This window comes from Dyadobacter sp. HNCC25DJ186 (assembly GCF_056895235.1).
The window spans coordinates 75,666-102,035 of the sequence record NZ_JBXHAS010000011.1 but is presented as its reverse complement, the minus strand read 5'-3'; the positions used below and the strand labels follow the sequence as shown (position 1 = coordinate 102,035).

The 26,370-nt window shown below is 41.5% G+C and carries 20 protein-coding genes; 4 read left to right on the top strand and 16 right to left on the bottom strand.

The window, feature by feature from the left end; genetic code table 11:
• Positions 1–125 precede the first annotated feature (125 nt).
• The 3 genes from AC1XUO_RS24685 to AC1XUO_RS24675 all read right to left on the bottom strand — a co-directional run bounded on the left by AC1XUO_RS24685 (position 126) and on the right by AC1XUO_RS24675 (position 1,751).
• Complete coding sequence (locus AC1XUO_RS24685; RefSeq protein WP_483332508.1) at positions 126–491, bottom strand: hypothetical protein; 366 nt, start codon at positions 489–491, stop codon at positions 126–128.
• A 68-nt stretch (positions 492–559) separates the two neighbouring features.
• Positions 560–1,030, bottom strand: coding sequence for a YdeI/OmpD-associated family protein (locus AC1XUO_RS24680; protein ID WP_483332507.1), 471 nt, complete (start codon positions 1,028–1,030; stop codon positions 560–562).
• Positions 1,031–1,106: 76 nt separating this feature from the next.
• Entirely contained in the window at positions 1,107–1,751 is a 645-nt protein-coding gene (locus AC1XUO_RS24675; protein WP_483332506.1) for a 3-keto-disaccharide hydrolase, read from the bottom strand.
• Positions 1,752–1,909: 158 nt separating this feature from the next.
• Between AC1XUO_RS24675 and AC1XUO_RS24670 the strand changes: the two genes are divergently transcribed.
• Complete coding sequence (locus AC1XUO_RS24670; RefSeq protein ID WP_483332505.1) at positions 1,910–3,676, top strand: ABC transporter ATP-binding protein; 1,767 nt, start codon at positions 1,910–1,912, stop codon at positions 3,674–3,676.
• Positions 3,677–3,713: 37 nt separating this feature from the next.
• Here AC1XUO_RS24670 and AC1XUO_RS24665 read toward each other — a convergent pair whose 3' ends face one another.
• Complete coding sequence (locus AC1XUO_RS24665) at positions 3,714–5,015, bottom strand: gliding motility protein GldB-related protein (protein WP_483332504.1); 1,302 nt, start codon at positions 5,013–5,015, stop codon at positions 3,714–3,716.
• A gap of 183 nt (positions 5,016–5,198) precedes the next feature.
• Between AC1XUO_RS24665 and AC1XUO_RS24660 the strand changes: the two genes are divergently transcribed.
• Positions 5,199–5,942: a CPBP family intramembrane glutamic endopeptidase gene (locus AC1XUO_RS24660; RefSeq protein WP_483332503.1), complete on the top strand. Its 744-nt coding sequence runs from the start codon at positions 5,199–5,201 to the stop codon at positions 5,940–5,942.
• A gap of 1,238 nt (positions 5,943–7,180) precedes the next feature.
• On the opposite strand, the gene AC1XUO_RS24655 is transcribed toward AC1XUO_RS24660, so the two are convergent.
• The 4 genes from AC1XUO_RS24655 to AC1XUO_RS24640 all read right to left on the bottom strand — a co-directional run bounded on the left by AC1XUO_RS24655 (position 7,181) and on the right by AC1XUO_RS24640 (position 12,260).
• Positions 7,181–7,756 carry a porin family protein gene (locus tag AC1XUO_RS24655; protein WP_483332502.1) on the bottom strand — a complete coding sequence of 192 codons (576 nt, stop codon included), beginning with the start codon at positions 7,754–7,756 and terminating at the stop codon, positions 7,181–7,183.
• A gap of 799 nt (positions 7,757–8,555) precedes the next feature.
• Positions 8,556–9,788 carry an ice-binding family protein gene (locus AC1XUO_RS24650; protein WP_483332501.1) on the bottom strand — a complete coding sequence of 411 codons (1,233 nt, stop codon included), beginning with the start codon at positions 9,786–9,788 and terminating at the stop codon, positions 8,556–8,558.
• Between the two features lie 450 nt (positions 9,789–10,238).
• Positions 10,239–11,681 carry an outer membrane beta-barrel protein gene (locus AC1XUO_RS24645; RefSeq protein ID WP_483332500.1) on the bottom strand — a complete coding sequence of 481 codons (1,443 nt, stop codon included), beginning with the start codon at positions 11,679–11,681 and terminating at the stop codon, positions 10,239–10,241.
• 333 nt (positions 11,682–12,014) lie between these two features.
• Positions 12,015–12,260 carry a hypothetical protein gene (locus tag AC1XUO_RS24640; RefSeq protein WP_483332499.1) on the bottom strand — a complete coding sequence of 82 codons (246 nt, stop codon included), beginning with the start codon at positions 12,258–12,260 and terminating at the stop codon, positions 12,015–12,017.
• Between the two features lie 97 nt (positions 12,261–12,357).
• Between AC1XUO_RS24640 and AC1XUO_RS24635 the strand changes: the two genes are divergently transcribed.
• Positions 12,358–12,648: an HU family DNA-binding protein gene (locus AC1XUO_RS24635; RefSeq protein ID WP_483332498.1), complete on the top strand. Its 291-nt coding sequence runs from the start codon at positions 12,358–12,360 to the stop codon at positions 12,646–12,648.
• Between the two features lie 20 nt (positions 12,649–12,668).
• On the opposite strand, the gene AC1XUO_RS24630 is transcribed toward AC1XUO_RS24635, so the two are convergent.
• Positions 12,669–13,406 carry a GAF domain-containing protein gene (locus tag AC1XUO_RS24630; RefSeq protein WP_483332497.1) on the bottom strand — a complete coding sequence of 246 codons (738 nt, stop codon included), beginning with the start codon at positions 13,404–13,406 and terminating at the stop codon, positions 12,669–12,671.
• A gap of 230 nt (positions 13,407–13,636) precedes the next feature.
• On the opposite strand from AC1XUO_RS24630, the gene AC1XUO_RS24625 reads away from it, so the two are divergent.
• Positions 13,637–14,482, top strand: coding sequence for a hypothetical protein (locus AC1XUO_RS24625; protein ID WP_483332496.1), 846 nt, complete (start codon positions 13,637–13,639; stop codon positions 14,480–14,482).
• A 47-nt stretch (positions 14,483–14,529) separates the two neighbouring features.
• Here the strand turns inward: AC1XUO_RS24625 and AC1XUO_RS24620 are convergent, their stop codons facing one another.
• From AC1XUO_RS24620 to AC1XUO_RS24590, 7 genes are all read right to left on the bottom strand, one after another.
• A complete protein-coding gene (locus tag AC1XUO_RS24620) occupies positions 14,530–15,513 on the bottom strand; it encodes an alpha/beta hydrolase fold domain-containing protein (RefSeq protein WP_483332495.1) in 984 nt (327 codons plus the stop codon).
• Positions 15,514–15,541: 28 nt separating this feature from the next.
• Positions 15,542–17,176 (bottom strand): glycoside hydrolase family 43 protein, encoded by a 1,635-nt coding sequence (locus tag AC1XUO_RS24615; RefSeq protein ID WP_483332494.1) that lies wholly within the window; start codon positions 17,174–17,176, stop codon positions 15,542–15,544.
• Positions 17,177–17,214: 38 nt separating this feature from the next.
• Positions 17,215–18,879 carry a glycoside hydrolase family 28 protein gene (locus AC1XUO_RS24610; protein WP_483332493.1) on the bottom strand — a complete coding sequence of 555 codons (1,665 nt, stop codon included), beginning with the start codon at positions 18,877–18,879 and terminating at the stop codon, positions 17,215–17,217.
• A 70-nt stretch (positions 18,880–18,949) separates the two neighbouring features.
• Complete coding sequence (locus AC1XUO_RS24605) at positions 18,950–20,611, bottom strand: RagB/SusD family nutrient uptake outer membrane protein (protein ID WP_483332492.1); 1,662 nt, start codon at positions 20,609–20,611, stop codon at positions 18,950–18,952.
• 14 nt (positions 20,612–20,625) lie between these two features.
• Positions 20,626–24,063, bottom strand: coding sequence for a TonB-dependent receptor (locus tag AC1XUO_RS24600; protein ID WP_483332491.1), 3,438 nt, complete (start codon positions 24,061–24,063; stop codon positions 20,626–20,628).
• A 163-nt stretch (positions 24,064–24,226) separates the two neighbouring features.
• Positions 24,227–25,267 (bottom strand): FecR family protein, encoded by a 1,041-nt coding sequence (locus tag AC1XUO_RS24595; RefSeq protein WP_483332490.1) that lies wholly within the window; start codon positions 25,265–25,267, stop codon positions 24,227–24,229.
• Positions 25,268–25,582: 315 nt separating this feature from the next.
• Positions 25,583–26,131 (bottom strand): RNA polymerase sigma-70 factor, encoded by a 549-nt coding sequence (locus AC1XUO_RS24590; RefSeq protein WP_483332489.1) that lies wholly within the window; start codon positions 26,129–26,131, stop codon positions 25,583–25,585.
• Between the last annotated feature and the right edge of the window lie 239 nt (positions 26,132–26,370).

Below are 26,370 nucleotides of genomic sequence, written 5' to 3'. Positions count from 1 at the left end.
ATTTGTTTCTTCTTCTTCATTGGCTTTTTAAATATCTTGTCGAGCGATAACTCTTGGAAAATAAAAAGCTGCCCAAAGCGGGTGTCGCCGGGCAGCCAGTTTATTTTATCTAATCTTAATTGAATTTACAGATCAACATCATGGTTTTCCTGCTCATTCTCTATGACATTCATCAGTGATTTCAAGGGTAGTTCAACTTCCATATAACCAAAATCCTCAGGCATTTTACACTTTGCGGTTGTCTCTAGAATTTCCGACACAGTCCAGGTCGGGCCACCAGACGAAAGCGTCACAGCGGCATTTGGAATTATCAAATTGTCCGGGTTTGCGTAAAGAGCCTTTAATTCGTCGGTTTCAAATTCCTTTTCATGTCTCTCCCAATCTCCGTCATAACGGAAACATTTCACAGATTGGTTCTCAGTATTCTGAACATTCCAAATACCATCAAATGAGGATTCTACAAGGTCGCCGGGTTCCAGGTTGTGTTCCATTTACAAGTGCAATTTTCGTGAATAATTCTAAGTCTCCAATAGAGTACCAAAACTATTCCAGCGCGTTTCTAATGTTTAACCTTTAGGCGATCTATCATTTTAATGGCTCGGTCAATCCTCGTTTGAACAACTTTTGACGAAGCAACATAATGAATAATCCCGCGTTGATGGCTTGGCAATAACGCATGAAAAAGTTTGTCCCCGACCTCGTCAATGGCAAGAAGCTCTGCAAGCTCCTCTGGCATATCGCGCCCATACGTGCTCTCGTCCTGCCAGACTTCCGCGAAGAGCCTGCATCCGAGGGTAAATTTACCCTCTGCCCGAAGCGGTGTGCCCACATTGATATAAAAACTGCCGTCGCTTTTAGGCCTGATGGCACATTGAAATTTCACCTGATTATTTAAAAGACACACCATCCGTACTGGTTTTCTATCCGGCATAAACTGATGGGCAACTTCTTCAGGAACAGACATATAAAAAAGCCCGCCCTTGCCCGGAAATCGTTCCAGGAATGATTCGAATTGAACTGAATCTGCCAAAATATTTTAATGATCAGGCGCAAAAAAGCCTTTCCTGATAAATGATCATTTATCAGGAAAGGCTGTCTATTTAATACTACTCAGTCAAAGGTTTAACCTGTATGTCCTTGAAAAGAACTACACTTTTCGGATCGTGCGCCTGTAGGGCGAAGGTTCCGCTGCTCAAAATCCGATTTTTTTCACCGCCAGATCTTTTGTCTGTGTCAGTTTCCTCATAATCCACCACCGTTTTATCATTGATTTTGATGGTGATATGTTTGCCCTCTACTTTAATATATTCTGTATACCATTCATTATCTTTCACGTATGTTTCTTTCACATCCTGAATATTGTAAAGGCTTCCTGTTCTTTTCCAGTCGGTATGAGAATTATTCACCTGAACCTCATAACCCTTTGAAGGCCACCCCGACTCCTGATATTCGGTATGCATATAAATTCCCGAATTTGCACCTGGCTTTGTCATAACCTGCGCTTTAAATTCGAAGTTCTTAAACATGTGGTTTTTGATCGGCCCATCGTAAAATAGATGTGCAACGGGTCCGGATACTTGAATTGCTCCATCCACAACCGAAAACGAACTTGCATTATTCCCAACTTTCCAGCCTTTCAATGTTTTTCCATCAAAAATAGAAATCCAGCCATCCTGTTTAGCATCCGTAACAGCACTCCCCATGACCATCAGCAGCACAAAAGCAGCAAATATGTTAATTGGTTTTTTCATAGTATTTCAGAAGTAAGGAAAATGATTGGTTTGTTTATATGCTGCAAAAAGTACCTGGATCGCCGAAAACTACTGTAATTGATAAAAATCTCTTCCGGGTCGCCGCAAATTGAAAACAAACATCACCTTATCTTTGTATCGCCACAACGATTTTTTCAATGCAGAATCCATACATTTCCCTACTGTCGACAGCCTGGCGGTATGCCCGGCAACAAAAAAAACGTTATCTTTTAATTTACGGGATGTTTATCATGGCCAATGTTGTCCTGGCACTTCATCCTTTATTATATGGCTGGTTTGTTGAGTCCGTTCAAAAGGACAGTGACGCCGTACTTGAAAATGTCTGGTGGTATGCAGGCGCATACATTGGTTTGACACTTCTGGAATGGGCATTTCATGGACCAGCCAGAATTATGGAAAGAAAACTGGCTTTCGATTTGAGCAAAAATTTCCTGGATGAGCTTTATCATCAGTCGCTTCATTTACCGATCCGCTGGCATCAGGATCATCATAGCGGCGCAACGATAAACCGGATCAGGAAAGCATACGAGGCACTCAGAGATTTTTTTCAGGATGGATTTATGTTCCTTCACGCATTCTCCAAATTCGTATTTTCATTTGCCGCCATCGTCTATTTTTCACCGCTTTACGGGACTATTGGCGTTTTGATAGGTATCCTGACCGTTTGGGTAATTTTCAAATTTGATAAACCCTTCATAAAAGCGCTGGACGAAACCAACGAAAAGGAACATATTGTTTCCTCGACGCTCTTTGACAGTCTGTCGAACATCATTACGGTAATTACACTCCGCCTTGAAAAACGAATGGAAAGCAGCCTGATGAACAAAGTCGCAGATGTTTTCCCGCCTTTCAAAAGAAACGTACTTATCAACGAATGGAAATGGTTTGTCGCCAGTCTTTTTATCGGACTGATTTATGTTGTTGTTACTGTCGGTTATATTTATCAGAACTACACGCCTGGAGCTGTGTTTTTAGTAGGCGGCCTTGTGACACTTCTTGGTTACGTCAATCAATTTACCAGCGTGTTCCAGGACGTTGCCTGGCAATACACCGAGATTATCCGGTACAATACCGAAGTGCAGACTGCGAGGATGATTGGCCAGGCCTACCATGACCAAAATCGCCCGGAAACTATTGATACTCTGCCGGAAAATTGGAAGGAAATAACAATTAACAATCTAAGTTTTTCGCATTCTGAAACGTACGAAGCTAACAAAAAAGCCCATAGTCTTCACAGTCTGAATCTAAGGATTCGCCGTGGTGAAAGAGTCGCTTTTATCGGCGAAAGCGGAAGCGGAAAAAGTACGCTTCTGGCATTACTTCGAGGACTTTACGACGCTGAAAAAGGAGCTGTGTTAACAGTTGACAATGCCGAAAATCTACCACTTGATATACTTTCTGAGGCAGTCACACTTTTTCCGCAGGATCCGGAAATATTTGAAAATACGATCGCTTACAATATAACACTCGGACTTCCTTTTGATCTGGAAGATATACTGAAAGTGTGTGAAACCGCTCAGTTCAGCAGCGTCATCGAAAAATTACCGAATGGATTGGAATCCAATATACAGGAAAAGGGGGTCAATCTTTCTGGCGGACAAAAGCAGCGTTTAGCATTGGCCAGAGGTGTTTTGGCCGCCAGAAGCAGCGATATCATCCTTCTGGACGAACCTACGAGCAGTGTCGATCCTAAAACAGAAGCTTTGATCTATGACAATATGTTTGAAGAATTTAAAGACAAGGCCATCTTATCGGCGCTTCACAGGCTTCATCTGCTTCCCAAATTTGACTATATATATATTTTAAAAGACGGTATTCTGATTGACGAAGGCACCTTTGGCCATCTAAATCGTAATAGCCAAATCTTCCATGATCTGATGGGAAAGGTCAGGGAATTGGAGTAATGGTGATCTTTTTCATTGACGAGATTAAGGAAGATATTTATTTAATCGCAGATATCATTTCTTCTACCTTACTTTCAACGTAGAACTTTCTGTGATCCTTGATATTGAGCATATCAAAAACTGCCTGCTTTTTATCTTTGCTTTGTTCAAAATAAGCTTTGCAGATCTGGTATCCAACCCAATAACCAAGGTCAGCCGGATGGTCAGGTGTTTCCTGACTGCTGTTAGCGATCCAGTTGGAGTAACGGTTTAGATAAATTTCCTTTTTAAAATCCGACCATATTGCTTTTTCCTTCCCCACGGCCCAGATATGAAGCCTATGATTTGCAGTTTTTCCGCTGATGAGCTCTCCGAGGAAGTCAGCCATGCCCTCCACTAAAACGTAGGACAACAAGGTGGTGTCGCCCTCCATCTCAGTCTGCTGAACATGGATAAGTTCGTGTGCAACTACATGATTCATTTCTTTAAAAGGAATTTGATTCCCTTTTTGCCATGGATTAAGTTCAGTTAGAACCGTGTTTTCATCTGACGACTGCATATCAGTTCCTACAAGCGCCCCATACTCCTCAGTCACTGTTCCTCCTGAACTCCATCCCCCGATCACAAAGGTTGTATTTGGAAATGTGCTTGGCGGATACCAGCTTTTCAACTTCCTGAAAACAATCTGGATACTATCCTTCAAAAATTGGGTTTTCAAGGTATTTCCCCTGATACTTTGATAATATGCCGGCATCGTCCGCATGTTTTCCACAAAACCTTTGATACCTCCGATATTCGGCGTTTTAATTCGAAAATATTCCTGAAGCGCGACCGTTCCCTTTTCGAAATATTCTGTTAAAAAACGATGCTCAGCATTTGCTGTATCCAGTTTATACCGGTCGTAAACCTTCCAGAAAAGATCAATATCACTCGTGATCAGTGCAGCATTGGCCGGATCCTCTTCGTTTTTCTTTTTTTCAAGAATAAATTTTCGCAGTGCAGCGTAGCTCCGGTGATTTTTTAAACCCGCCATCGCCGGGTCTGAATCTATCCAGCCATTACTCCTATACCCATATTTCCGTACAGCAGTTTCCATACAGACCATCCCACTGTCCACCATGTTTGCCTGGACATAATGATATGCGGCATCAACATTTGCCTGCCGTTTAAACGCATCCATACGACGAAATTTTGCTTCCATAACGTACGCGCTTGCTGCCATTCGGTGACTTTTCGCTTCACTCAAACTATCAGCCAACTTTTTATATTGAATCGCCTCCGCCTCATATTTCTGGCAGTAGGCAACTGTAGTTGAAGTGGTCAAAACTAACAGCAGTGAAAGCCGGTATAGTCGTCGCATAAAGTCGGATGATTTAAATATTTTCTTATTTATCTCCTAATTTATCCGACTTTTTTGAACTTGCAAAATTTAAAAACCTTTCGATCCCAAGACAGGGTCTCGTCATTCCTTTTAATACAAAACACCCGATACATTGCATAAAACCCTGACAAAGTATTAGTTTCGTCACTTCATATAAAAAACATGGAAAACGAGCTAAAACCATCCGTTAAACGATTTTTTGATTTCAACTGGAAATTTGGTCTTTTTCTGGTCTTCCTTATCTGCGTCCCCCGTTTCATGCTGGTCCTTAAAGCCAACGCAAACGGAAATTATGGGTTTATCGGCCTGATTATGCTGGCTTCTGCGCTTGCTCCTTTCCTGTTTCTAAGCAGATCCGGACGTCGTAAAGTTGGCATTGTAGCTACGAAAAAATATAGCTGGCTGTTGATGGCAGCGATTGCAGGCATTGCAGCCAGTGTTTTGCTACATTTTATGGGACAATTACTTTACGGAAATTCTTATGAAAACTGGTACGTTTACATTGGAAAATCTTACCAAATCCCTGCTGAGATTGACGAGAAAAGTAAAGCGATTTTATTCATCATCATGGCGCTCACGGGAATGACGTTTAGCCCAATCGGTGAAGAGTTATTTTTCAGGGGAATTGTGCACGAAAGTTTTGCCAAATCTATTGGCGATACCAAAGCCTCCTTTGTCGATAGTACCGCTTTTGCAATCACCCATATTTCTCATTTTGGACTTATCTTTCTTGATGGCCGATGGACCTTACTAAAAACACCTGCGTTACTTTGGGTGTTATCCATGTTCCTGGTCAGCATTATGTTTTTCGTTTTTAAAAAACTTTCAGGCTCCATTCTTGGCGCGATCGTATGCCACGCAGCATTTAATTTGGGAATGATTTATTCAATTTTTTATCTTTTGTAAATTGAATCAGGCATGGCATCTATCAAATCAGGGAAGGAATTCAAGATCTTACTGCATACGACTGGCAGCAATTTCTCAAAACAGCTGACTTGTATTTTGACAGAGAAGGGAATTTCAGAAATAGAATCGTCAAAATCTTTCTACAAACTCTGACCAATTTTACTACAAACCAAACTAAAACAATAGCCGAACTTTGCCGAACCTTGTTTCACTATACAAATCACGTCAAGAGCCGGAAAAGGCGACTACACACACCCACAGAACGACACATAATCCCCTTCTATCCACATAACAAAATGCTCCATAGGTATCGTCCATGGAGCATATTTTTTACTCAACATATTTGAAATTAATTCAAATGCCTTTTTAGTAGGTAAAGGAATTCGAATGGTCAGTGCGATAAAGGCGATTCAAAACCATGTTAAAATACTTAGCCATTACGTTTACGACGAAAAAATTTACGGAATCTATAAATACTAAGTTAATCTGATGCCGGCTAGTTTTTGGATTTCATCATCAATTAGTATCAAAAATAATAAGTATGGTCACAAATATTTGAGCCGATACTTTGTAAAATAAAGATAAATTATTAATTTTCAAATCTTTACAGTTCCATAATACCTTTACAACTTTATGTTGACTTTACAATTCAAAACCAGTATGATTAAGTACAAATAATTTGAACGGGTTGTATTTGTGCAGTTACTAATAATCATGTGTTAACGGATCAGGATATGACTATTGAGAATCAAACGAATAAATCCAATACCAATTTTTGGAAAATACTCAAAAAAGGAGTTGTTCTCTTAGACTTGTTTCACGGCTTACTTTCTTTCATCATTTGAAAACCTTTTTTGAATATCATCAATAAAAAATTTCAACTATGACATCAGCATTGGTTTTATCAGGATTGATTCTTCTATATTATTGCATGAAAGAAGCGCGCAAAACTAAGCCAAACTGGCCGAGGGCAGTTAATAGTGCAATATTTTGGCCGTTGTCAATTGTAACAAATTCCTTTCTGAAAGATAGGGATAATCAGTAGCCATTTGGCTGCTGATTACAGCATGCATCATTTGTTGTATAAGAATGGCAATTGATCCCGTAAGCTTCAAAAATACAAATAACGATAATCAATATGGGTAAAATTGATATATAGTCAGTACGAATCTCACTTATTAGAAAAGAAAAAAGCACAGACTTTTGGGCCTGTGCTTTTTTCTTTTCTAATAAAATATTTACTTCACCAATGGAATAGCCCAGAAAATACTGGCCTGGATAACACTGTTCTTAAAATCAGGATTAATAGGCTGTCCTGAGAAGTTCCCTACTTTCGAAAGTCCCGCAATGTATCTTACGCCTGCCCCCAAGCCGATCGGGGACTGATAGCCAAGGCCGGCACCAGCTGCAAGATCGAGATTTTTAGCAAAATTGTTGATCGTCTGATCCGGCACATCGGAAGAAGCACGGAAACCGACCTGAGGCCCGAATTCCACATAAAATCCTCCGCTTGTTTTAAATTTAAGCATGACAGGTATTGTTATGTAACTAATTTTAAATTCAGATTTAGTACCATTACTCTGCACTTTCGCACCTTGGGTAGAAAATAATACTTCGGGCTGGATTGAGAAAACTTCTCCAAAACCATAATTTAAAAGCCCGCCCAGGTGGTAACCAACCAAGGCATCAGATTCGATGTCTCCGCCAGTGTAGTTACTGATATTTAAACCAGCTTTTGGGCCGATACTGAATGACTGAGCAAAAGAAAATTGCGCACATAACAAGAATGCGGCAGAAAATAATAATTTTTTCATGAGTCTAAAAATTAATAAACAATGGTTAAATGTGATGGCTAACAGCCCGAACTTATCAAAATGTAGTCGAGAACGGTGCCATTTTCCAGACATATTACTAAGCTAAAATATCATACCACGCATCGTTGTACGACGTAGTAAAGAAACGTTCAAATCAAATTTCACGACTCATTATTTATTTGATACCGTTGAAATTTAAATTGTCAATGACAGAGAGTGCAACGTTTACCCATAAACCAGCACCTTGTTTTTACATTTTTGGTGAGCGATTCTCGCTTATCAATCGTTGATCAATTCTTATCGACAGCTTGATATTTCGCTGTCAGTCCAGAAAAATCTGATAAGATAGTTTCAATTATAAATCTTGTAAAAGTGCAACAGCCCGTAGATATTTTCAAGTTACGAATTAAGCCAAAATTCCAGAATCAGGCCAAAAATTCTGACATATTAACACAAAAACGAAATGATTAATATCATAGTGGTTACAATTTGTAAAAATCCTGTATGAAAAACAGCAGAGATTGGTTCAGATAAACAAAAACTTAACTTCTATTATTAGCATAATAATACAATTTGATAATTTTGTCGTACTTTTACTACAAGCCTTCGGGCGGTGAGAAATATTTAGATAAAGGCCTGGGCTTCCGGGTCTTTTATTTTTGTATGCCCACAATAAAACTGTTTTCAAATGCAATCCAGATAAGAAAAATATCGGAAGACCTGACCGAAACGATAATCTGTTTCCGTCAGGTCTTCTGATTTTTAAAGTTAAGGCGGGTAAGATTCCGCGATCTGCCAATTAAAGCTTCACAATTCTAACCGACGAAATTTCACCGTTCACAGCAGTCACGCGGGCAACATATGAACCCGATGGATAATGTTTCATATCAATATGACTTCCCAGGCTTATCAATCCAGCTTTTTGCTGATCAAAAACGGCAATGCCAGAAATATTAATTAATTGTATACGTTGCACCTGCTCGATATCTTCTACCTGAAGTGTGATACTATTAGGTGTAGGATTAGGATACATTACAACGGAAACATTTGGTCGGAAGTCGATACTCCTGATCCGGCTATATGCAAAAGTCTGGTCTTTATCTATCATTTTCAAGCGGTAATAGTTAGAACCTCTTGATGCCTTCGCGTGAGCAAAAGTGTAACTTAATACAGCAGCACTTTCACCTTTTGCTGCGACGAATCCAAGTTCTTTCCATTCCTTACCATTAACGCTGTGCTGCACTTCAAACCGCTCGCTATTTGTTTCAGAAGCAGTACTCCATGAAATTAATACTGACTCATTTTCAGAACGTTCAGCGTTGAATTTGGTCAATACAACAGGAAGAGGGATTTCCCCGTTCACTGCATTGTTGTTCAGAGTAATTGCGCCGGCCGTCGTCAGCGCTCGTCCCTGAAAGCTGGCTCCGTTAAGAAATTCTATCGCTCCCGAAGAAACAACTGTTCCCCTGAACGCCGAATTTTCTCCTGTTGTTAACGCACCGTCGATCCGAAAATAAACATTCGACGACTGCGCTCCATTAATAAGCAACACATTCGACAAAGCCGCAGTCGTCAAAGCTCCTCCAATCTTGATAATAAAGATTGCATTAGGATTTGACTGGGCGTCCAAAGTCAGGTTCCCTGTCAACGTAGCAGCTTCACCAATACAATAAATCCCAGCCATTAAAGTCTGTCCGTTTCCAAGAGTTGGAGAGATGGGAGCCGGACATACATTAACGTCAAAGGAAGTGAATGCATCTGCTACCTGGGGAACTGCTGCTGCCGAAATATCATCAGCGACGTGTGAGGTACCGATGAGCACTGTCGGATTGAAACCTGAGTAATTACCCGCATTCGTGCCGATATCCCCGGTGACAACGGACGCTCCGGTATTGGTCAGTGCTCCAGCGGAAGTGAACAGCACAAACGTATTTGCCGGACTTCCGATAACAGGTGCAGTTTGTGCATGGCTCTTCACAAAGGCCACAGACAGGACAAGCATTAATAAAATAAAGTTTGAAAAGTTTCTCATAATCAATTGATAAAATTTGCGAGTTAGTTTGGAACAAAAAATGGTATTCTGAAGCCCTGCAAGGGCAACACACGATGCTTAGAGAATTTTTTAACAGGATACAACAAACCCGGATACTGCATAAGCATGCAGCATGCATGGAATGGATAACAATCAAAAATTAACTAACAGTGATAAAAAACAGGATGAGATCTGTTTAGTATAAGTGAGGATACAAAAGATTAACTCAGCGGAGGCATCTGGCAGCAAACAAGAAAGGAGCTTTCCATTTTATTAATCAAATGCATACTACAACAATCGTGCCAAAATTTGCCTAGCTTTGTAGAACTATGTTTATACTTAGTTTGAGTACATAGATTTTGCTCCAAATACCTATTTAGTTATAAAAAAATGGGATTTGCATACTGTCGGACAGCACACAAATCCCGAATATTGTATCAATGAATTGGATTATAACTTCAATCCAATCGTAGCTCTTAGAATGTTATTTTTCATGTCGCTATCTTTAAACAAGCGACTGACGCCCCATTCATGTGAGATATCTAATGTGATCAGGCCAAACTCTAAGCCGATACCCGCATTGAGGCCGTAAGAAAATTCTTCAATATTATCCTCGTCAAACGCGTTTTGATCATTATTATCAACAGCAAGCAGGTATGAACCTGTTGCTCCACCTTTGATATTCATTTTAAAAAATCCTTTGTTCGCTTTTGTCAGGTAAAGTCCTAATAATAACGGAACACGAAGAGATTGAAGTCTTGGACCTGACAATAGTGGTGCATTTGAAACCTCACTTTCACTTGTGAATCGCATAGAAGAACTAAAATAATGAACACCAGGCTGCACAAAAAATCTTTTCGTATGGATCCGGAAATCAAGACCAGCATTCCAGCCAATACGACCGTCAGCCTCTCCATCCTGAAGATCAGCTTTAAAATTGGAAGCATGAACGCCAACCATCGGAATTACCCATAGACCAGAATTCCGCGCAGGTTTCTCGCCAAACCGCTCCCTAAATGTCAATCGGTTTGAAGAGCTCGACGAACTTTCCATATCCCGTGCTTGTCTAACAGGTTTTCTGTCTCTTTCCCTCAGCCATGCTCTATAATCTTCATAATCCTGATCACGTGTATACTCTGGCCGTTCTGGCTGGGCCGCCTGCCGCATCACACCCTGGTTTTGAGGTCTTTGATAATCAGACGGAATAATAATGTTGTTTATAATGATCGAAGGCTGACCCGGCTGCGAAGGATAGTTTCTGTAAGTAGACTCCAATACTCTTTCAGTAATGTTTTGTGTAGAACCGGAAGCCATTAATGAATCAACGTTAAAGTTTCGTTGCACGACCTGGCCGGGTGCATTTTGCCGCGCAGCCTGACTGGTAGAAGTAGTTTTCAGGTTATTATTTGCAGCCGCCTGGCTCAAATTGCCAGCACTCGCATTCGCGGAATATGCGGGAGCCGAGGAAATTTCTATTTCTGACTGAGCTATTTTTTCTCTCAGAGACGCAATGTCCTTTGTTAATTGTTCCTGGTTATCAGCAGTTTTATTCGCTGACCTGGCAGAACGTTCAGCCTTACGGGCTGCTTTACTCGCTTGGTTGGCCAGCTTTTTGTCTTTCGGATTTTGACGAAGTTTCTCAGCATATTCCTTATTTTCGTTGGCAGCCTGCTGAGCTTCTGCCGAAGCCTTCTGGGTATCTTCCGTTTTCTTAGCTAGCTCGTTCTCTAACTCCGCCAACTGAATTTTTTGTTCGTTTAATTTTTTGCTGGCTTCGATGTTCTGCTTCTGCTCATTAAGCTCTTTCACAGATTGATTGTCAGCATCCTGACCGAAACCGTAGGTCGAAAATAGGATAAATGCTGATGCGATAATTATAGAATGCAGTTTCATTGATATTATTTTAGTGATTACGGCGTTACATAACAAGAATCATGCACCTACCCATATCCCTACGATTTTTGCACCTTAAATCCGCTTATAGTTCGCTTTTTCTAATAAAATTAGCGTTTTAGCCGATAGAAAAAGCTAATATCCTTTTTTTATCGGTTCCATTTGGCCCGGCTGCACTTGTAAGAACGATATTCCCCAGCATGAGTTTTCTGGGTACTTTGATTCTCGTAAACAGGAAAATATTTCTATACAGGCTTAATTCTGGTATTTCGCCAATGCCGAGCTTTTGTTGAATAAATGGTGTGATAATAATGCTTGATAACAGGAAACAATCTACCCAAGTAGAGAATCCAGACGTTGCGCTATCGCCCTTAGCAAATCAACGGGTATATGATTTTCCTTTAAATCTTCAAGGGACATCAATGCTCTGTAGGTTCTTTCTTCATCGGGTTCAAATGAAACTTTTGTTCCGTTCACGTCCAGCTCAATTTTATGCAAATAGCCGTTAACGATCAATTCTCCTTGAAATTGAAGTGTTTGCCCTTTAAAATCTATGTCTAATTCAAAAGTGTTATCCATAAGCGTTGATAATTAATTATATTTCTAAAAAATTAAAAAGTAGTAATAATTCGTATCCCGCAACCGAGGTGATCCACTTTTAAAGACTTATGCCATCATGACAAAAGCAGAACTGACAGCCCGCATTTCAGAAAAAACCGGAATACAAAAGGAAGAAGTGGAAAAAATTCTTGAATCACTTTTTCTCACAATAAAAGACTCGATGAGTAATGGCGACAATATTTATTTCCGCGGCTTTGGAAGTTTCGTAAACAAACAAAGAGCAGCTAAAACAGCCAGGAACATCAAACTCAAATCAACTGTTTTTGTGCCCGCCCAAATCATCCCATACTTCAAACCGTCGGACGAATTCACGAGCCAGGTGAAGGAAGGAAACGGAGGATCATAAGCAAATCACTTCAATTTTCATCAGTCGACAACGTCATTCAGTTTTTCAAATTCGAGCTGAATAGCATCAACTTTAGAAATTAAATCTCCAAGCACAGTTTCGTCTCTGTTAGTTTGAAATTGTGTCAACAGATTCCGGGCACTGCTCAGGTCCGCTGCAATGGATGCAAGCGAAGCTTTGGCAGGGCTTCGTATAGCTTTTTCCGCCATTACCAGTTCGTTATTGCGCTGTTCTAAAAGACATTTGATCGTATTCAATGCCTTGTTAGACTTTCTCATTTCAAGCAAATTCACAACATGGCGGCCTAATATGCGCAAAGCAAGCAATTGTTTTTCGGATAATTCTTTTGCATCGTTATCGATCACGCAAAGTGACCCTAGTGGAAATCCATTTTTATCGACCAGCGGTACACCAGCGTAAAAAATTACGTACGGTTCACCGGTAACCAGCGGATTTCCCGAAAAACGAGGATCCGTTCTCGAATCAGGCACTATAAAAATCTCATTCGGGTTTGAGATGGCGTGGGAACAAAATGCATACTCAATGGGCGTCTCTCTAACCTGCAAGCCATGATTCGATTTGAACCATTGCCTGCTATCATCCAACAAGCTGATCAACGAAATGGGCGTCTGGCAAATTTCAGAAGCAAGTCTGGTAATATCATCATATTCATCTTCCGGCAAAGAATCCAGAATATCATAACTTTTTAGTACATTTAGTCTCTCCTGCTCCTGCTTATCCGCCACGTCAATTTGCATCGAATTTTTTCTATGTATTAAACTACGCAAGTTACGGTAATTTTTAATAAATTTTAATATCTAATCAAGTTTACCTCGAGTGCTTACGGTTTGCGGGTGGGTAATTGACGGCTCAGCAATCACGATCTCTGATCCGATTTGACCTTGCCAATCGCAAGTATTATATTGCGGGATGTAACTTTATGAAGACCAAAAAATAATAGCTTCCTGTCATAACAAACTACTTCGCGATGAAAAATGCTTTAACTGTTTTAATCCTTTTTTTTGTCATTTCCTGTAATCGGGGTGATAAGAATGACCCAACTCCGAATCCGGACGTTATATCAAAACAGCAAGCTCCATTTGGTAGTAAGGCCGTTGATGTCAAATTGAAAAAAGTATTTTACAACGGTAAACTCGTAACCGAATTTTTATACGAAGGCGAATTTCTTTTTCAGGAAAAAAAATATCTCCGATTTGACAAGCCTGCTCTTTGGGCGACAAGAACATTGCTGCGGGAAAATGGTGTTGCCAAGTCATTTAATCTGGTCTCAGCACAATTCTCTGGCGAAGGCGGTTGGGTCTCAGATGAATTTAAACCGTCTCACAACATTACCTTCAATGAGATCCTGAACGATTCGGTCAGAAATTTGACAGATGAATACCCGCTTTCAAATAGCAACTATTTAAGGGAATTCAAATTTGACAAAGATGGATTTATCAGCAAAGAGATAATAACCAAGAATGGCAGAAAAGAGGCAGATTACATCTATACTTATATTCGGGATGCCGGCCATAATATCGTCGAAGCAAGGCAGACTTCGCGTGACAATCCGGGTAAAGTGAGCATTACAAAATATGCGTATGACAGTAACCCGAATCCATTCTTTAAGCTTGGGATTGACTGGCAGGATCAAATGTCAATTCACGTTTTAAGCCCGAACAATATTATTCTGGTGACAATGCAGGGAGAAGACGGATCAGAATTTGTGACTGATTATAAATATGAATATAATGCAAATCGCTATCCAAAAAAACTGACTGTGCTACACCAAAGACCACTATCCGAACCGGAAACGCTGGACTTCGAATACTAACCTTTCAGTTTTTTTGAATTTAAAAATGCTCAATCATGTCCAGACAATTATTGTTTTCTATACATAACCCGTTTGAGAAAATGATCGACATGAGTCAGCGTATTCTCAAACCAAGGAGTATAAAACATAAAACAGTGAGGTGCTTCCGGAAAGGATTTTACTTCCGAATAGATATTGAAACTGTTCAGTTTTTTAATCATATCGTCCCGGCCAGCATGCATCCGGCTTACTGAACTATTTATAAAAAGTATTGGCGGCGTGTTTCTTCCTGCATAATTCAGTGGAGAAGCCTGCTCCCACAGTTCAGGTTTTTCAGTTTTCGAATAACCAAACCAGTAAGTTGCAGCAGATATTGATTTTGAATCATCGCCTTCTCCCGATTCCGGGTGTATAAAAGCCAGAGTCCCGTCGATATCAACAATCGCATGCACCCGGCTGGACATCGTTGGATATTGATTTTCCTTCTCAAAAAGTATATTGCCATTTGTTGTTCCGACAAGTGCCGCTAACTGCCCCCCTGCTGAAAACCCTAAAATCGCAATTTTAGAAGTGTCTATCCCATACTTTAAGGCATTTGCCCGCATCCACCTGACTGCATTTTTAACATCAAATACTGCTTGCGGATAAAGCGCATGCGTTGATAAACTATAACTCGCTGTGACAGTGACGTAACCTCTGGCTGCAAGCTGCCGGGCGAGGGTATTATGATGCGATCTGTTGCCAGAACGCCAGCCTCCGCCATGAATCATCAGTACCGCCGGGACAACTTTTCCAGCCTTAGCAGCCGGCGTGTAAATATCCAGAGCCAGGTTTTGGGCTGCTGTTTTTGTGTAAATCAGATTTTTAAAAACCTGTACATTTTCCGGCATTGCAGAATCTGCCACTGTAAGCTGGGGGAAGTTTTTCCTATCATTTTCATAAGCGCTCCTGACCGAAAAGCTGCTATCCGGGGTGCCGGTTGGTCTGATCTGGCAAAAGCCAAATGTGTTACTGAAACATACCAAAATAAAGATCAACACTACATATCTCATTTCGACATTGTTAAAAGATCACTTCGAATTATTTTGCAGCTTCAACCCTGAACCAATCAAAATCGGCATATCCGGAATCATTTGTCTGGGAATCTCTGGAACAGAAAATTCCTATTTTTGCGCCGATCCACCTTCCGGGTTCTGCTTTAAAAGTATCACCGGCAATTTTATAATCTCGCCCGTCGATACTGTAACTGAACTGACAAATTCCATGCTTGCTAACCTGTACGCGAAGAAATACCGGGTCGCCGGTTTTCAACTTTGCTATCATTTTTTCTTTTTCAGGTTTGTCCTCGGCTGCTTTTTCACAAACAACCTGTTTAAGTTCAATACCCGTTTTTGTCGTTATCAGATATAACCCGGCGTAACTTAGTCCCATCACAACCAGCCCTGTCTTTTCATTTTCAAGTTTTAAATTTGGAGTAAATAGCACTTTCGTTGTGGCTACAAATTCCTCCGATGGAAATTTTTGCAGTAAAATATTAGGCGTGCTCCATAAATTTCCGGCCTCCCAGGCTGGCTTATAAGAATATAATCTAAGAAAACCCTGAGCACTTGTTGTAAACCAGGTACCTTTTGGGTTTGCCTGCCATTGCCACTGCTTACCGAGATTTGATGTATTGAATTCGTCAGATTCTTCCGGTGTTTTTATACCAAACTGCTGCCCAACATCTGGCTTTTTATGAGATAGTACGGGCTGCCCCTTACCATCTCCGTCTTTATCTTCGCCGATAACCGGCCAGTCGTTTACCCACTTCATTGGTTGTAAATGTACTACCCGGCCGTAAACATCCTTGTCCTGAAAATGCAAAAACCAATCCTGTGATTTTCCATTCACCGGTTTCGTATCCACCCAGGCCCCCTGGTGCGGGCCGTTGATGGTTGAGGTTCCCTGATCCATGACGACACGACGCTCATAAGGACCATAAACATTTTTGGATCTCAATACCAACTGCCAGCCTGTGGAAACTCCTCCTGCCGGAGCAAAGATGTAATAATATCCGTTACGCTTATAAAACTTCGGTCCTTCAACGGTTGGGTCTGTCTGGTGTCCGTCGTAAACGATCACGCCTTCATCCAAAACTTTGTCTCCTGCTGCGTTCAATTTTTTGACAGTGAGAATACTTTTGATTCCGGCGCGGCTTCCAGCCCAGCCATGGACCAAATATACCTTGCCGTCCGCATCCCAGAGCGGACAGGGATCGATTAGTCCTTTCCCCTCTTCTACTAATACCGGCGCGCTCCACGGACCGGAAGGGCTGCTGGCCTTCGTTAAATAAATCCCAAAATCAGGGTCAGGATAATAGATATAAAATTCATTTTTATGATAACGTATGGCCGGTGCCCAAACGCCGTTTCCATGTTGCGTTTTTTCAAAATGTCCGATCGGAATTTGTCTTTTCAGTGCATGGCCAATCAGTTCCCAATTGACCAGATCTTTCGAATGCAGGATCGGGAGACCTGGAACGGCATCGAAACTTGATGCCGTCATATAAAAATCGTCACCAACCCGGCAGACATCAGGATCTGAATAATCTGCATGAAGAACCGGATTTTTGTATGTCCCATCGCCCTGATCAGCCACCCAAACCTTTGAAATATGCTGCGCCTTAACGCTGGCTGACAGAGACAAGAGAGATACTGCCAGAATAAATTTTTTCATAAAACTTGAAATACCGTCACCGAAGAATTTTAATATTTTCACTTTGAAATAACCAGACTCTTTTCAGCAGCACCTTTGCTGAATTCCGATTTTTTCTTTGCTTTTGAAACGTCAGTATGATCAATCATAATGGAACCTGTTTTATCTCCTGTAACGGATAACAAAAGATTACTATCCTGGTTATATTCGATACCACTGAAAGTCAGGTCGCCGCTGTTGTCTGCTAAAATTACCGGATTTGTTTCCCTGGTAATCAGCTTTACATTTTTGATCACAATATCATTTGCGTCTATCAATTCAACGCCCTTATCCGCTTTCAGCACCATATTTTCCATGTAAATATTTTTAACCCGCATTTCCGGAAGCCCGCGAACGAAAATTCCTTTTTTGGCGCCGTTGCAAACAATGTTTTCAAAACGCATATTTCTAAAAATGGGCGTACTTTCACTGACCACAGGACTTTGATCGCGTTCGCCATCCGTAGCAAATTTTACGAAGTAGTACAGATCGAAGAAAATTGCTTCCTGAGCGATGTCTTTCATGAAAATATTTCTGGCAAAAATATTTTCCACAACACCACCACGCTCACGTACCGACTTAAATCGAAGTCCTTTGTCAGTGCCCATAAATGTGCAGTTTTCAACAAAAATATTTCTTGCACCGCCGCTCATTTCGCTCCCGACCACAAAACCACCATGACCATTATAAACAATATTGTTACGGATAACACCATTTTCAGTTGGCATTCCACGTTTTCTGCCTTCCTCATCCTTACCTGACTTTATACAAATGGCATCGTCACCCACATCAAGCACGCAGCCTTCGATCAAAAAATTCTTGCAGGATTCAATATCCATCCCGTCACCGTTATGTGCATACTCCGGATTTTTTACGCGGACATTCCGCATGGTGATATCCTGGCACATCAGCGGATGAAGACACCAGGCGGGGGAATTTTGAAATGTCACACCTTCCAGTAGTATCTTTTTACAATTTGTAAAAACCACCAGATTGGGGCGAAGGAAATCTTTCATATCAGCAAAATCCTGCGGCGATTTCCCTGGTGTGATCAGCATACTTTTACCCGTTACAGCAGCATTTTTAAATTGCTCAGAAGGATACCAGACCTTTCCGTCGTCCTTTAAAACGCCTCCGCTTGCAATTTTTTCTTTCCATTGACTCTCGGTCAGCTGGCCTTTGTTAACTGCCCGCCAAACGTCACCGTTTCCGTCCAGAACTCCTTTTCCGGTGATAGCGATATTTTCAAGATTTTTCCCGGAAACGGGCGACTGATTTCTCGCCGCTGTTTTCCCTTCGTAAACACCTTCTGTTAATCCATACTGTGATTTGTCAGGTGTAAAAAGAAGAGTTGCCGATTCCTTCAAATGCAGATTCACATTACTTTTCATTTCGATCGGGCCGGTTAGCCACAGCCCGGCAGGAATTAAAACAACGCCACCGCCTTTTTTGCTAACCTTATTAATGGCCTCATTAATTGCTTTTGTATTTAACGTAACGCCATCCGCTTTTGCACCCAGAGAAATAATATTCGTAGTATCCGTTTTGAAAACCGGCTGTTGTATTTTTGGGAGATTCGTCCAGCTGTATGGCGTATTTCCCTGTGCATAAGCACCCATTGCCGCCAGGCTGAGAAAGCCTGCACACAGTAGTTTTTTTCTGTAATTCGTCTTGAAGAATATCATTGCTTCGGAGTTGATGTTGCGTAAAGAAAATATGCCGGTGCAGTTGCAAAACCACACCGGCATCAAGAAATTAATAACCTGGATTCTGAGCGAAATCACCTTGGTTCAGGTCAAGTGCACGGTTCGGAATAGGTCTTAAAATTTTAAGGGCACCACCCACGCCGGCAAAAGGATCAATGCCGGAAGTGAACCACTTTTTAACGTCCTTGTTGTAAACTTTGCTGCGCTCAACGAGCGTTCCGGTTCTTTTCAGATCAAACCAGCGGTGATACTCTCCTACCAGTTCACGTCCTCGTTCATCCAGAATAAAGTTGATATTTACAGCACTTGGCTGGATGCTCAGATCCACACCTGGTTTGGCAGCACGTTTTCTGACTGTATTAATTCTCTCGGCAGCAAGTGCGCTATTTCCTGATTTAAAATAAGCCTCTGCTGCAATCAAATAGGTTTCTCCCAGTCTTGCCAGGAAGAAATCCCTGGTACTTGTATTTGCACCAAACTGCGAATTTGGATCATCGAACTTCTTCACCGACGGTGTATAGTTATCAAGAACCACTGTCCGGCTCGCTTCCCATTCGTTTGAATAGGGATACACAATTGTTTTCCCTCTGCGGGCCGGGTCAGCTGCGCGCCAGGCCGCAATATCTGCCGGGCTATTCATCCATTTTGGAGCATAATAATACTGCACAACCAAAGAATTACGCTCAGTACTTTTTGTATAATAATCATAATAACGCGCATAAAAATTGATCATGAAAGTGGCGTCAAAACGTGCATCTTCATTGGTAAAAAGATCAAAAGTATACATGGTAGGCGTCAGGGCATAAGTTCGGTAAGGATAACCCAGCACAGCACCCTGACCTCCGAAATAAGGCCCGAAGTATGCTGCCTGCGTATTTCCGCCACTTGTTTCAGTTGGCAAAGACCCCGGCGCAAACTGGATTGAAAACAACACTTCATTATTGATATCTTTTCCAGGATAAAAAAGATCTTCGAAAGAAATGGTTAATCCCTGGCCATTGATCGCCGCATCTGCGAGCGTAGCAGCTGTCTTAAAATCGTCTGCTCCTGCGAAAGTCTCATAACCACGTGTCAGGTAAACCTTTGCCAGTATATGGCGCGCAGCTCTTTTTGTAACCCTACCAAATTCTGCGTTTGAAACGGTTTCAGGGACCAATTCAATGGCCTCATTTAGTTCTTTGATAATAAATTCATATACCGCAGATGCCTCGTCCCGCTTAAACATATCAACCGGCTCGGTAAAACGTTCGGTTACGATCCCTACCCCACCGAAAGTCTGTACGGCAAGGAAATAATAATACGCCCGCAGAAATTTCATTTCCCCTTTTCTTGAACCCAAGCTTGCTGTCTGAGCAGTTTTGTCATTGAAATAAAGTGCCGTATTAATCATCTGAATACCTTTGTAAAGGCTTGTGTAGAACGTCAGCACCTCATTGTCGTCTGCGATCAGGTTACGGTATTCGCTCAGGCCAACAGGCTGCTGCGTACGTCCTTCAACATACATGTCAGTTCCTGCACAAAATACCCATGGATCGGCGTAAACGGATCTGAGCGTTGCATACGATGCATTGATCAGCTTTTCATAACCTTCGGCTGTGGCGTAATATTCGTCAGAAATAATATTGGATTTATTTTCCTCTTTTAGGTAATCGCTGCATCCGCTCAAAAAGAACAGCGCAAGGAGCAATGCGGTGATATTTGAAATTTTCATTTTCATCTCAGCGGTTAAAATTTAAGATTCAGACCAAACTGGTAAGTAATTGTAGATGGGCCTGTGTTGTTGATATTTCCTGTTGTTGTATTGCTTACGTTCGTGCTGCTGGAAGCATCAATACCACTTGCAGATTCCGGATCAAACCCATCGAATTTTGACCAGACAAAAGGATTGAGAACATTGACATAAGCTCTCAAATCTTTAATCCCAATCTTTTTGACCAGACCTGAAGGGAGTGTGTAACCCAGTGAAATGTTCTGCACTTTTACGAAGGAAATTTCCCGGTAATAACCTACACCGTTCACACCCGCCCAGTATGGCCCGACATTATTTGGCTGCGGATAAGTATTGGAGTTTCTTGCCTGTGTCACTTTATTGACCGGCATATAATAATCGTTGTAAATCTTATTGGTACCCCGATCACTGTAATTTATGAAATTGCTATGGAAGGCACTGTAAACCTGCATACCCTGACGAGCAAACAGCGAGGCCGAAAGATCGAAACTTTTGAAGGTAACCTGCGTAGAAAACCCGCCTGTCCATTTCGGATCTTTTTGCCCGATAATCTGACGATCGTCTGCGCTGCTGATTTTACCATCGTTATTAAGATCTTTCACCTTAGCTTGTCCCGGAAGCTGACCATATTTCACGGCATCAGCACGTTCACTTTCCTGCCAGATTCCGTCGAACACATAGGTATAATTCACATTGATCGGCTGGCCAATAAACCACCAGTTGCCTACCAGATCTTCTTTTTTGTCAAGTAAATTCACGATCGAATTCTGGTTTCTTGAAAAATTCAAGGAAGTTGTCCAGGTAAAATCTTTCGCTCTGACATTCAGTGTACGGATAGAAAACTCAATCCCGCGGTTACGAACTGAACCCACATTATCTTTGATAGAAGACCAACCCGTTTCCAAAGGAATATTACGGTTCATCAAAATACCTTTTGAAAGCTTGTTATAAACATCAATGGTACCAGTGATGCGGTTCCGGAAAAACCCATAGTCAAGTCCCAGGTCAAATTCTGTTGTACGTTCCCAGGTCAGTCCCGGATTCGGAAGCCGGCTTGGTCCATAACCCAAAGCGGTATTTCCGCCAAAATCATAAAAAGAAGGATCAGCCAGTGTCATATTACTTTCGTAGGCGCTGATGTTGTTATTGTTACCCGCTACCCCGGCACTCAAACGAAGTTTCAAGTCAGACAACTGATTTACTTCTTTCAGGAAATTTTCTTCTGATAACTGCCATCCGATTGCAGCCGACGGGAATGTTGACCATTTCTGACCTTCCGCTAATTTTGACGAACCATCCCAACGGGTTGCAACAGTTAAGAAATATTTATTTTTCAGTACATAATTCAACCTGGCCATATAAGAAAGTATCGAAAACTGGCTGAATGAACTTGTTCCCGACTGGCGATTGGTTGATGAGCCCAGGTTATAATATGATGAATTAAATGGTAGATCGTTCACACGAAGTCCGTCGCTTTCATATCTGTTTTTTTGCATACTATAAAGTCCGGTGAAAGTGAAATTATGCTCACCAAACGTCTTCCGGACTGTCGCGATATTGTCGAAAATATAACTTAACGACTGCTCATTTCCTCTTTCAGCATCAGCTAAAAGCCCTGCGCCGACACCTGTAAGCGAGCCCCAGTAACGTCCGTTACGCTGAAAATTCAAACTTGGCGAAAAAGTGGAACGGATATCAATCCAGCTCACCGGAGAATATTGAAGGAAAATATTTCCCACACCAAAACTCCGGCGTGTATTATTTTCAGAATTCGGAATCTCCAGCAATGGATTTACCGTACTCGTATAACTGGAAACAACCGTAGAGTTTGGAACAGGAATTTGTCCGGGACGGAACATTAAGGTTCCATCCGGATTGTATGGACTGAAAAACGGTGCCATGTTAAAAGCGTTCCTTACTGCATCATCGCTTCCTCTTTCAATTTCAGTCAAAGAAAAATTGAAGCTCATACCGGCTGACCAGTTTTTGCTGATTTTGCCATCAACACTGGCTTTGAAGTTATAGCGGTCCATCGTCTCGTTCATCAGGTTTCCATCTTCTCCCTGATAACCCGCTCCGATCAGATATTGAATCGATCCGTTATCACTCATACCAGAGACGGTTAGCCAATGATTGGATTGTTTACCATCTTTCAGCACCAGACTTGGCCAATCTGTGTAATCATTGTTGGCAATTCTTTCTAATACCACCGGATTTCCCAGTGACCCAATGGTGTTGTCATAATTCTCCCGGCCGGCAATAATTTCAGGAGAAATAAATGTGTTCTGACGATATTCCCAAAACTCCGGCCCTGTCATAAAATTTGGAAGACGTGCGATTTTCTTCACACCTACATACCCGTCATAAGAAATCGTAGCACCACCGCCTTTGATAGATCTTCCGTTTTTTGTGGTTATCAAAATTACCCCGTTCGACCCTCTTGACCCGTAAATTGCCGTGGATGCAGCGTCTTTAAGTACATCCATTTTGGAAATATCCTGTGGATTTAAAAAGTTGATATCCGAAACAATTACTCCGTCAACAACGAATAAAGGCTGGCCGCCCGCAAGGGAATTCTGACCACGTATCTGCACGGCAAATCCTGAGCCCGCACGGCCCGAACCTGCTGAAATATCCACCCCGGCAATTTGTCCCTGCGCGCCTTGCAACGGACTGACAGTCCCTCTTTCCGCAATTGAAGCTCCTTCGATACTTCCAACCGCTGTGGCTACTTCCGTTTTGCGCTGGGTGCCATAACCAACCACGACAACTTCTTCCAGCGATTTATCTTCCGGCTGTAATTTGACAGTAATAACGCTTTGATTTGATGCAATGATTTCCTGCGAAACATACCCTACAAAACTGAAAACCAGCGTCGTCTGCTCATCGGCGATTTCAATTTCATATTTGCCATTCACATCTGTGAGTGTTCCTTTTTGCGTACCTTTTATCACAACACTGACTCCGGGCAACGTGGCATCTTTTTCATCCGTTACTGTGCCGGACACTTTCCTTGCCGCCGGAGCTTTAGGAGCATTTTCAATACTTTCCGATAATGTCGTATCCAGCACAATCTGACCGCCTACCAGTTTATATGTAAGGTTCATTGGAACAAGAAGTTCGGTCAGCACTTGTCCCAATTTTTTACTTGCGACCGAAATCGTGACCGGCTGGTTCACGTTGATTCTTTTGGAGCTATAAACAATTCTGGCTCCGGTCTGACTTTCAATACTGTTTAATACGTCCTCGAATCGCTGCTTTTCAGCTCTTACTGTCACCAGTCGGTCAGTTATTTCCTGCCGGGCAAATACCTGCGACTGTATCCCAACCAGACACCAGATTAAAATCACCGCACCTGAAAAGAGCCGGCTGAATTTACTTAACAACGTCATTTTTCTGTTAAGTTGAAAAAGTAAAGGTTCTGTTTTTTTCATACCTTTAAAAAGTTTTATTAAATGGTTTTTTGATAAAATGAGCTTAGTCGCTGTGCTTTGATTCGCTGTCTTTCGCAGAGACTTTTTGTATTCGCTGGTTCATGTTCGCTGCATGACCAGCGTTTTTCGATTATGAGCATTGAGCTTTACATATATTTGTCGGTTAAGTTTTAGTTATAATGCGAGGATCATTGCAGCCCTTCCCTGCAACAAAAATGGAAGTTCCTTTAATTTTGTAGCTGGCGTTCAGCGCAGCGCATATAATATCGAGCTGGGTATAAAGCGGCTGTCCGGTAAGGTTCGCTGTTAGCGGACATGTGCCCATCTGTTTGTTTTCCAGGACGATATCAATTCCATAAGATAGGTGCAGGTTTTCCAGCACCTTCGAAAGCGGTGTGTTGTAGAACTTGAACCGGTTGCTGTTATCTGAACCGTCAATCACTTGGGGTGCGGCAACGAGACTGGTCACAAACTTATGTTCTCCCGGAAAAAATCTTGTTTTTTGATTTGGTTTCAAGATCACATTATTGACATGTGCCTTCTGCTCTTTTGTATTTTCATACACTGCGACAGCACCAGAAAGGACTTCTACCTGAGGCGCTTCGATACCTTTTTGTTCTTCTACAAAAAAACGGGTACCCAAAACCCGTGTCACCATGTGATCGGAATAGACAAAAAATGGCTTTTCAGGAATTTTGGCAACATCAAAAAAAGCTTTTCCTGTCAGGAAAACCACTCTTTCTCCACCACTAAAATGGGTGAGATATTTAACAGAACTGCCTGGTGACAGATCAATTACACTGCCGTCTCCGAGCTTGACCTTTTCATTCACATCCGAGGTATTTTTCCTTTCAGACCATGTGGATGAAACAGGGTTAGCTTTTGAGAATAACGTAATGGACTGGTGGCGATATAAAATGACAACCGAGGTTATGGCTACGAATGAAGCCGCGAGTCCCAACCACAAAAAACGCAAATTCCCGGTAAATGGCGGGCCACCCTTTCGTGACTCTGATTCCTGTATTTTGGTATGAAGCTGGTCCCACATTTTTTCTTCCAGCACTTGCCAATCCGGCTCCTGCTCATTTCCCATCGGCTCATCATCAAGCAGACCAAACCAGTTTTCGACAAACTGTTTTTCCTGCGGTGTGCATTCTCCCCTGTAATACTTTTGAAGCAGGTGTGAAAACTGTTGACGGCTCATTATTTCTGGTTATGGATTACGGGTGTTAACTATACAGTCAAACAATCACGCAACACACCGCAAAAATTTAATTAATTCAATAAATATTCATATATATAAGGTATTTTATATAAAATATTCTTTGATTTATTCTATTTAAATAAATGATTATTATAGCTGATTATTTGACCTTACCACGATCTGTTTGGTACTGTGACCGGCCGCTGGCTTTGGGCCATCGGATTAATATCTAAAAGGATAATTTTGGAGGCTCACGAAGGCCGACGTCAAGATTCCTTTCCATACTATTCCTGATAAGATCTAGTGAAAATAAACTTACAGGTAATCGTCGAGGTAGATCCGCAGGGTCTGGACTACTTTACTAAGACGAAGCTCAACGGTTCTTTGCGGGATCCCAAGTTGAGCGGAGATTTCTTTTGCTGAATGGCATTCAATTCGGTGCATACGAAAAATTTGCTGAGAACTCTCAGGAAAAGAACGAAGAACTTTTTCAACCGAGTTCATTAAATCTGTAAAGTCCAATTGTTCCTCGGTGCAGCTCATTTCCTGTGCGTGTTGATTCTGGATATGCAGCTCGAATTTTTCGTGCATCATCGACAATCGCACATGATTGATGCAACCATACCGAACAGCAGTCACCAAATAAGCTTCCAGATTATCGATATTCAGCGATTCCTTTCGTTCCCAAAGTTTTAAAAATATATCCTGCACAATACCTTCAACAGCAGCACTGTCATTGACCTTTTTAAGAGCAATGGAAAAAAGCCTTTTCCAAAATCTGGAATAAATCTCCCTGAAAGCGATTTGATCACCTTCGCGAAGACGCTCAACCAAAACCTCATTAGAAGATAGTAAAATGCTCATTTGCTTTCAGGTGAAATTTTATGATCTGACAATCGATTGAACTATTCCGGGAATAGCAGATATTGTCAAAATCGCTCTGACAGTAAGTAAAAGAGCTTTTGAAAGATAAGCAAGATGCAGTACAAGTTTTTCTATGCAACCGTTATCGGGAACGTTGTCAATACCGAAAAATCTAAATTTCAGCGTACTTTTTTCCACTAAATTTACATTTCCAGGACATTTCCCGACGAAAGAGCAAA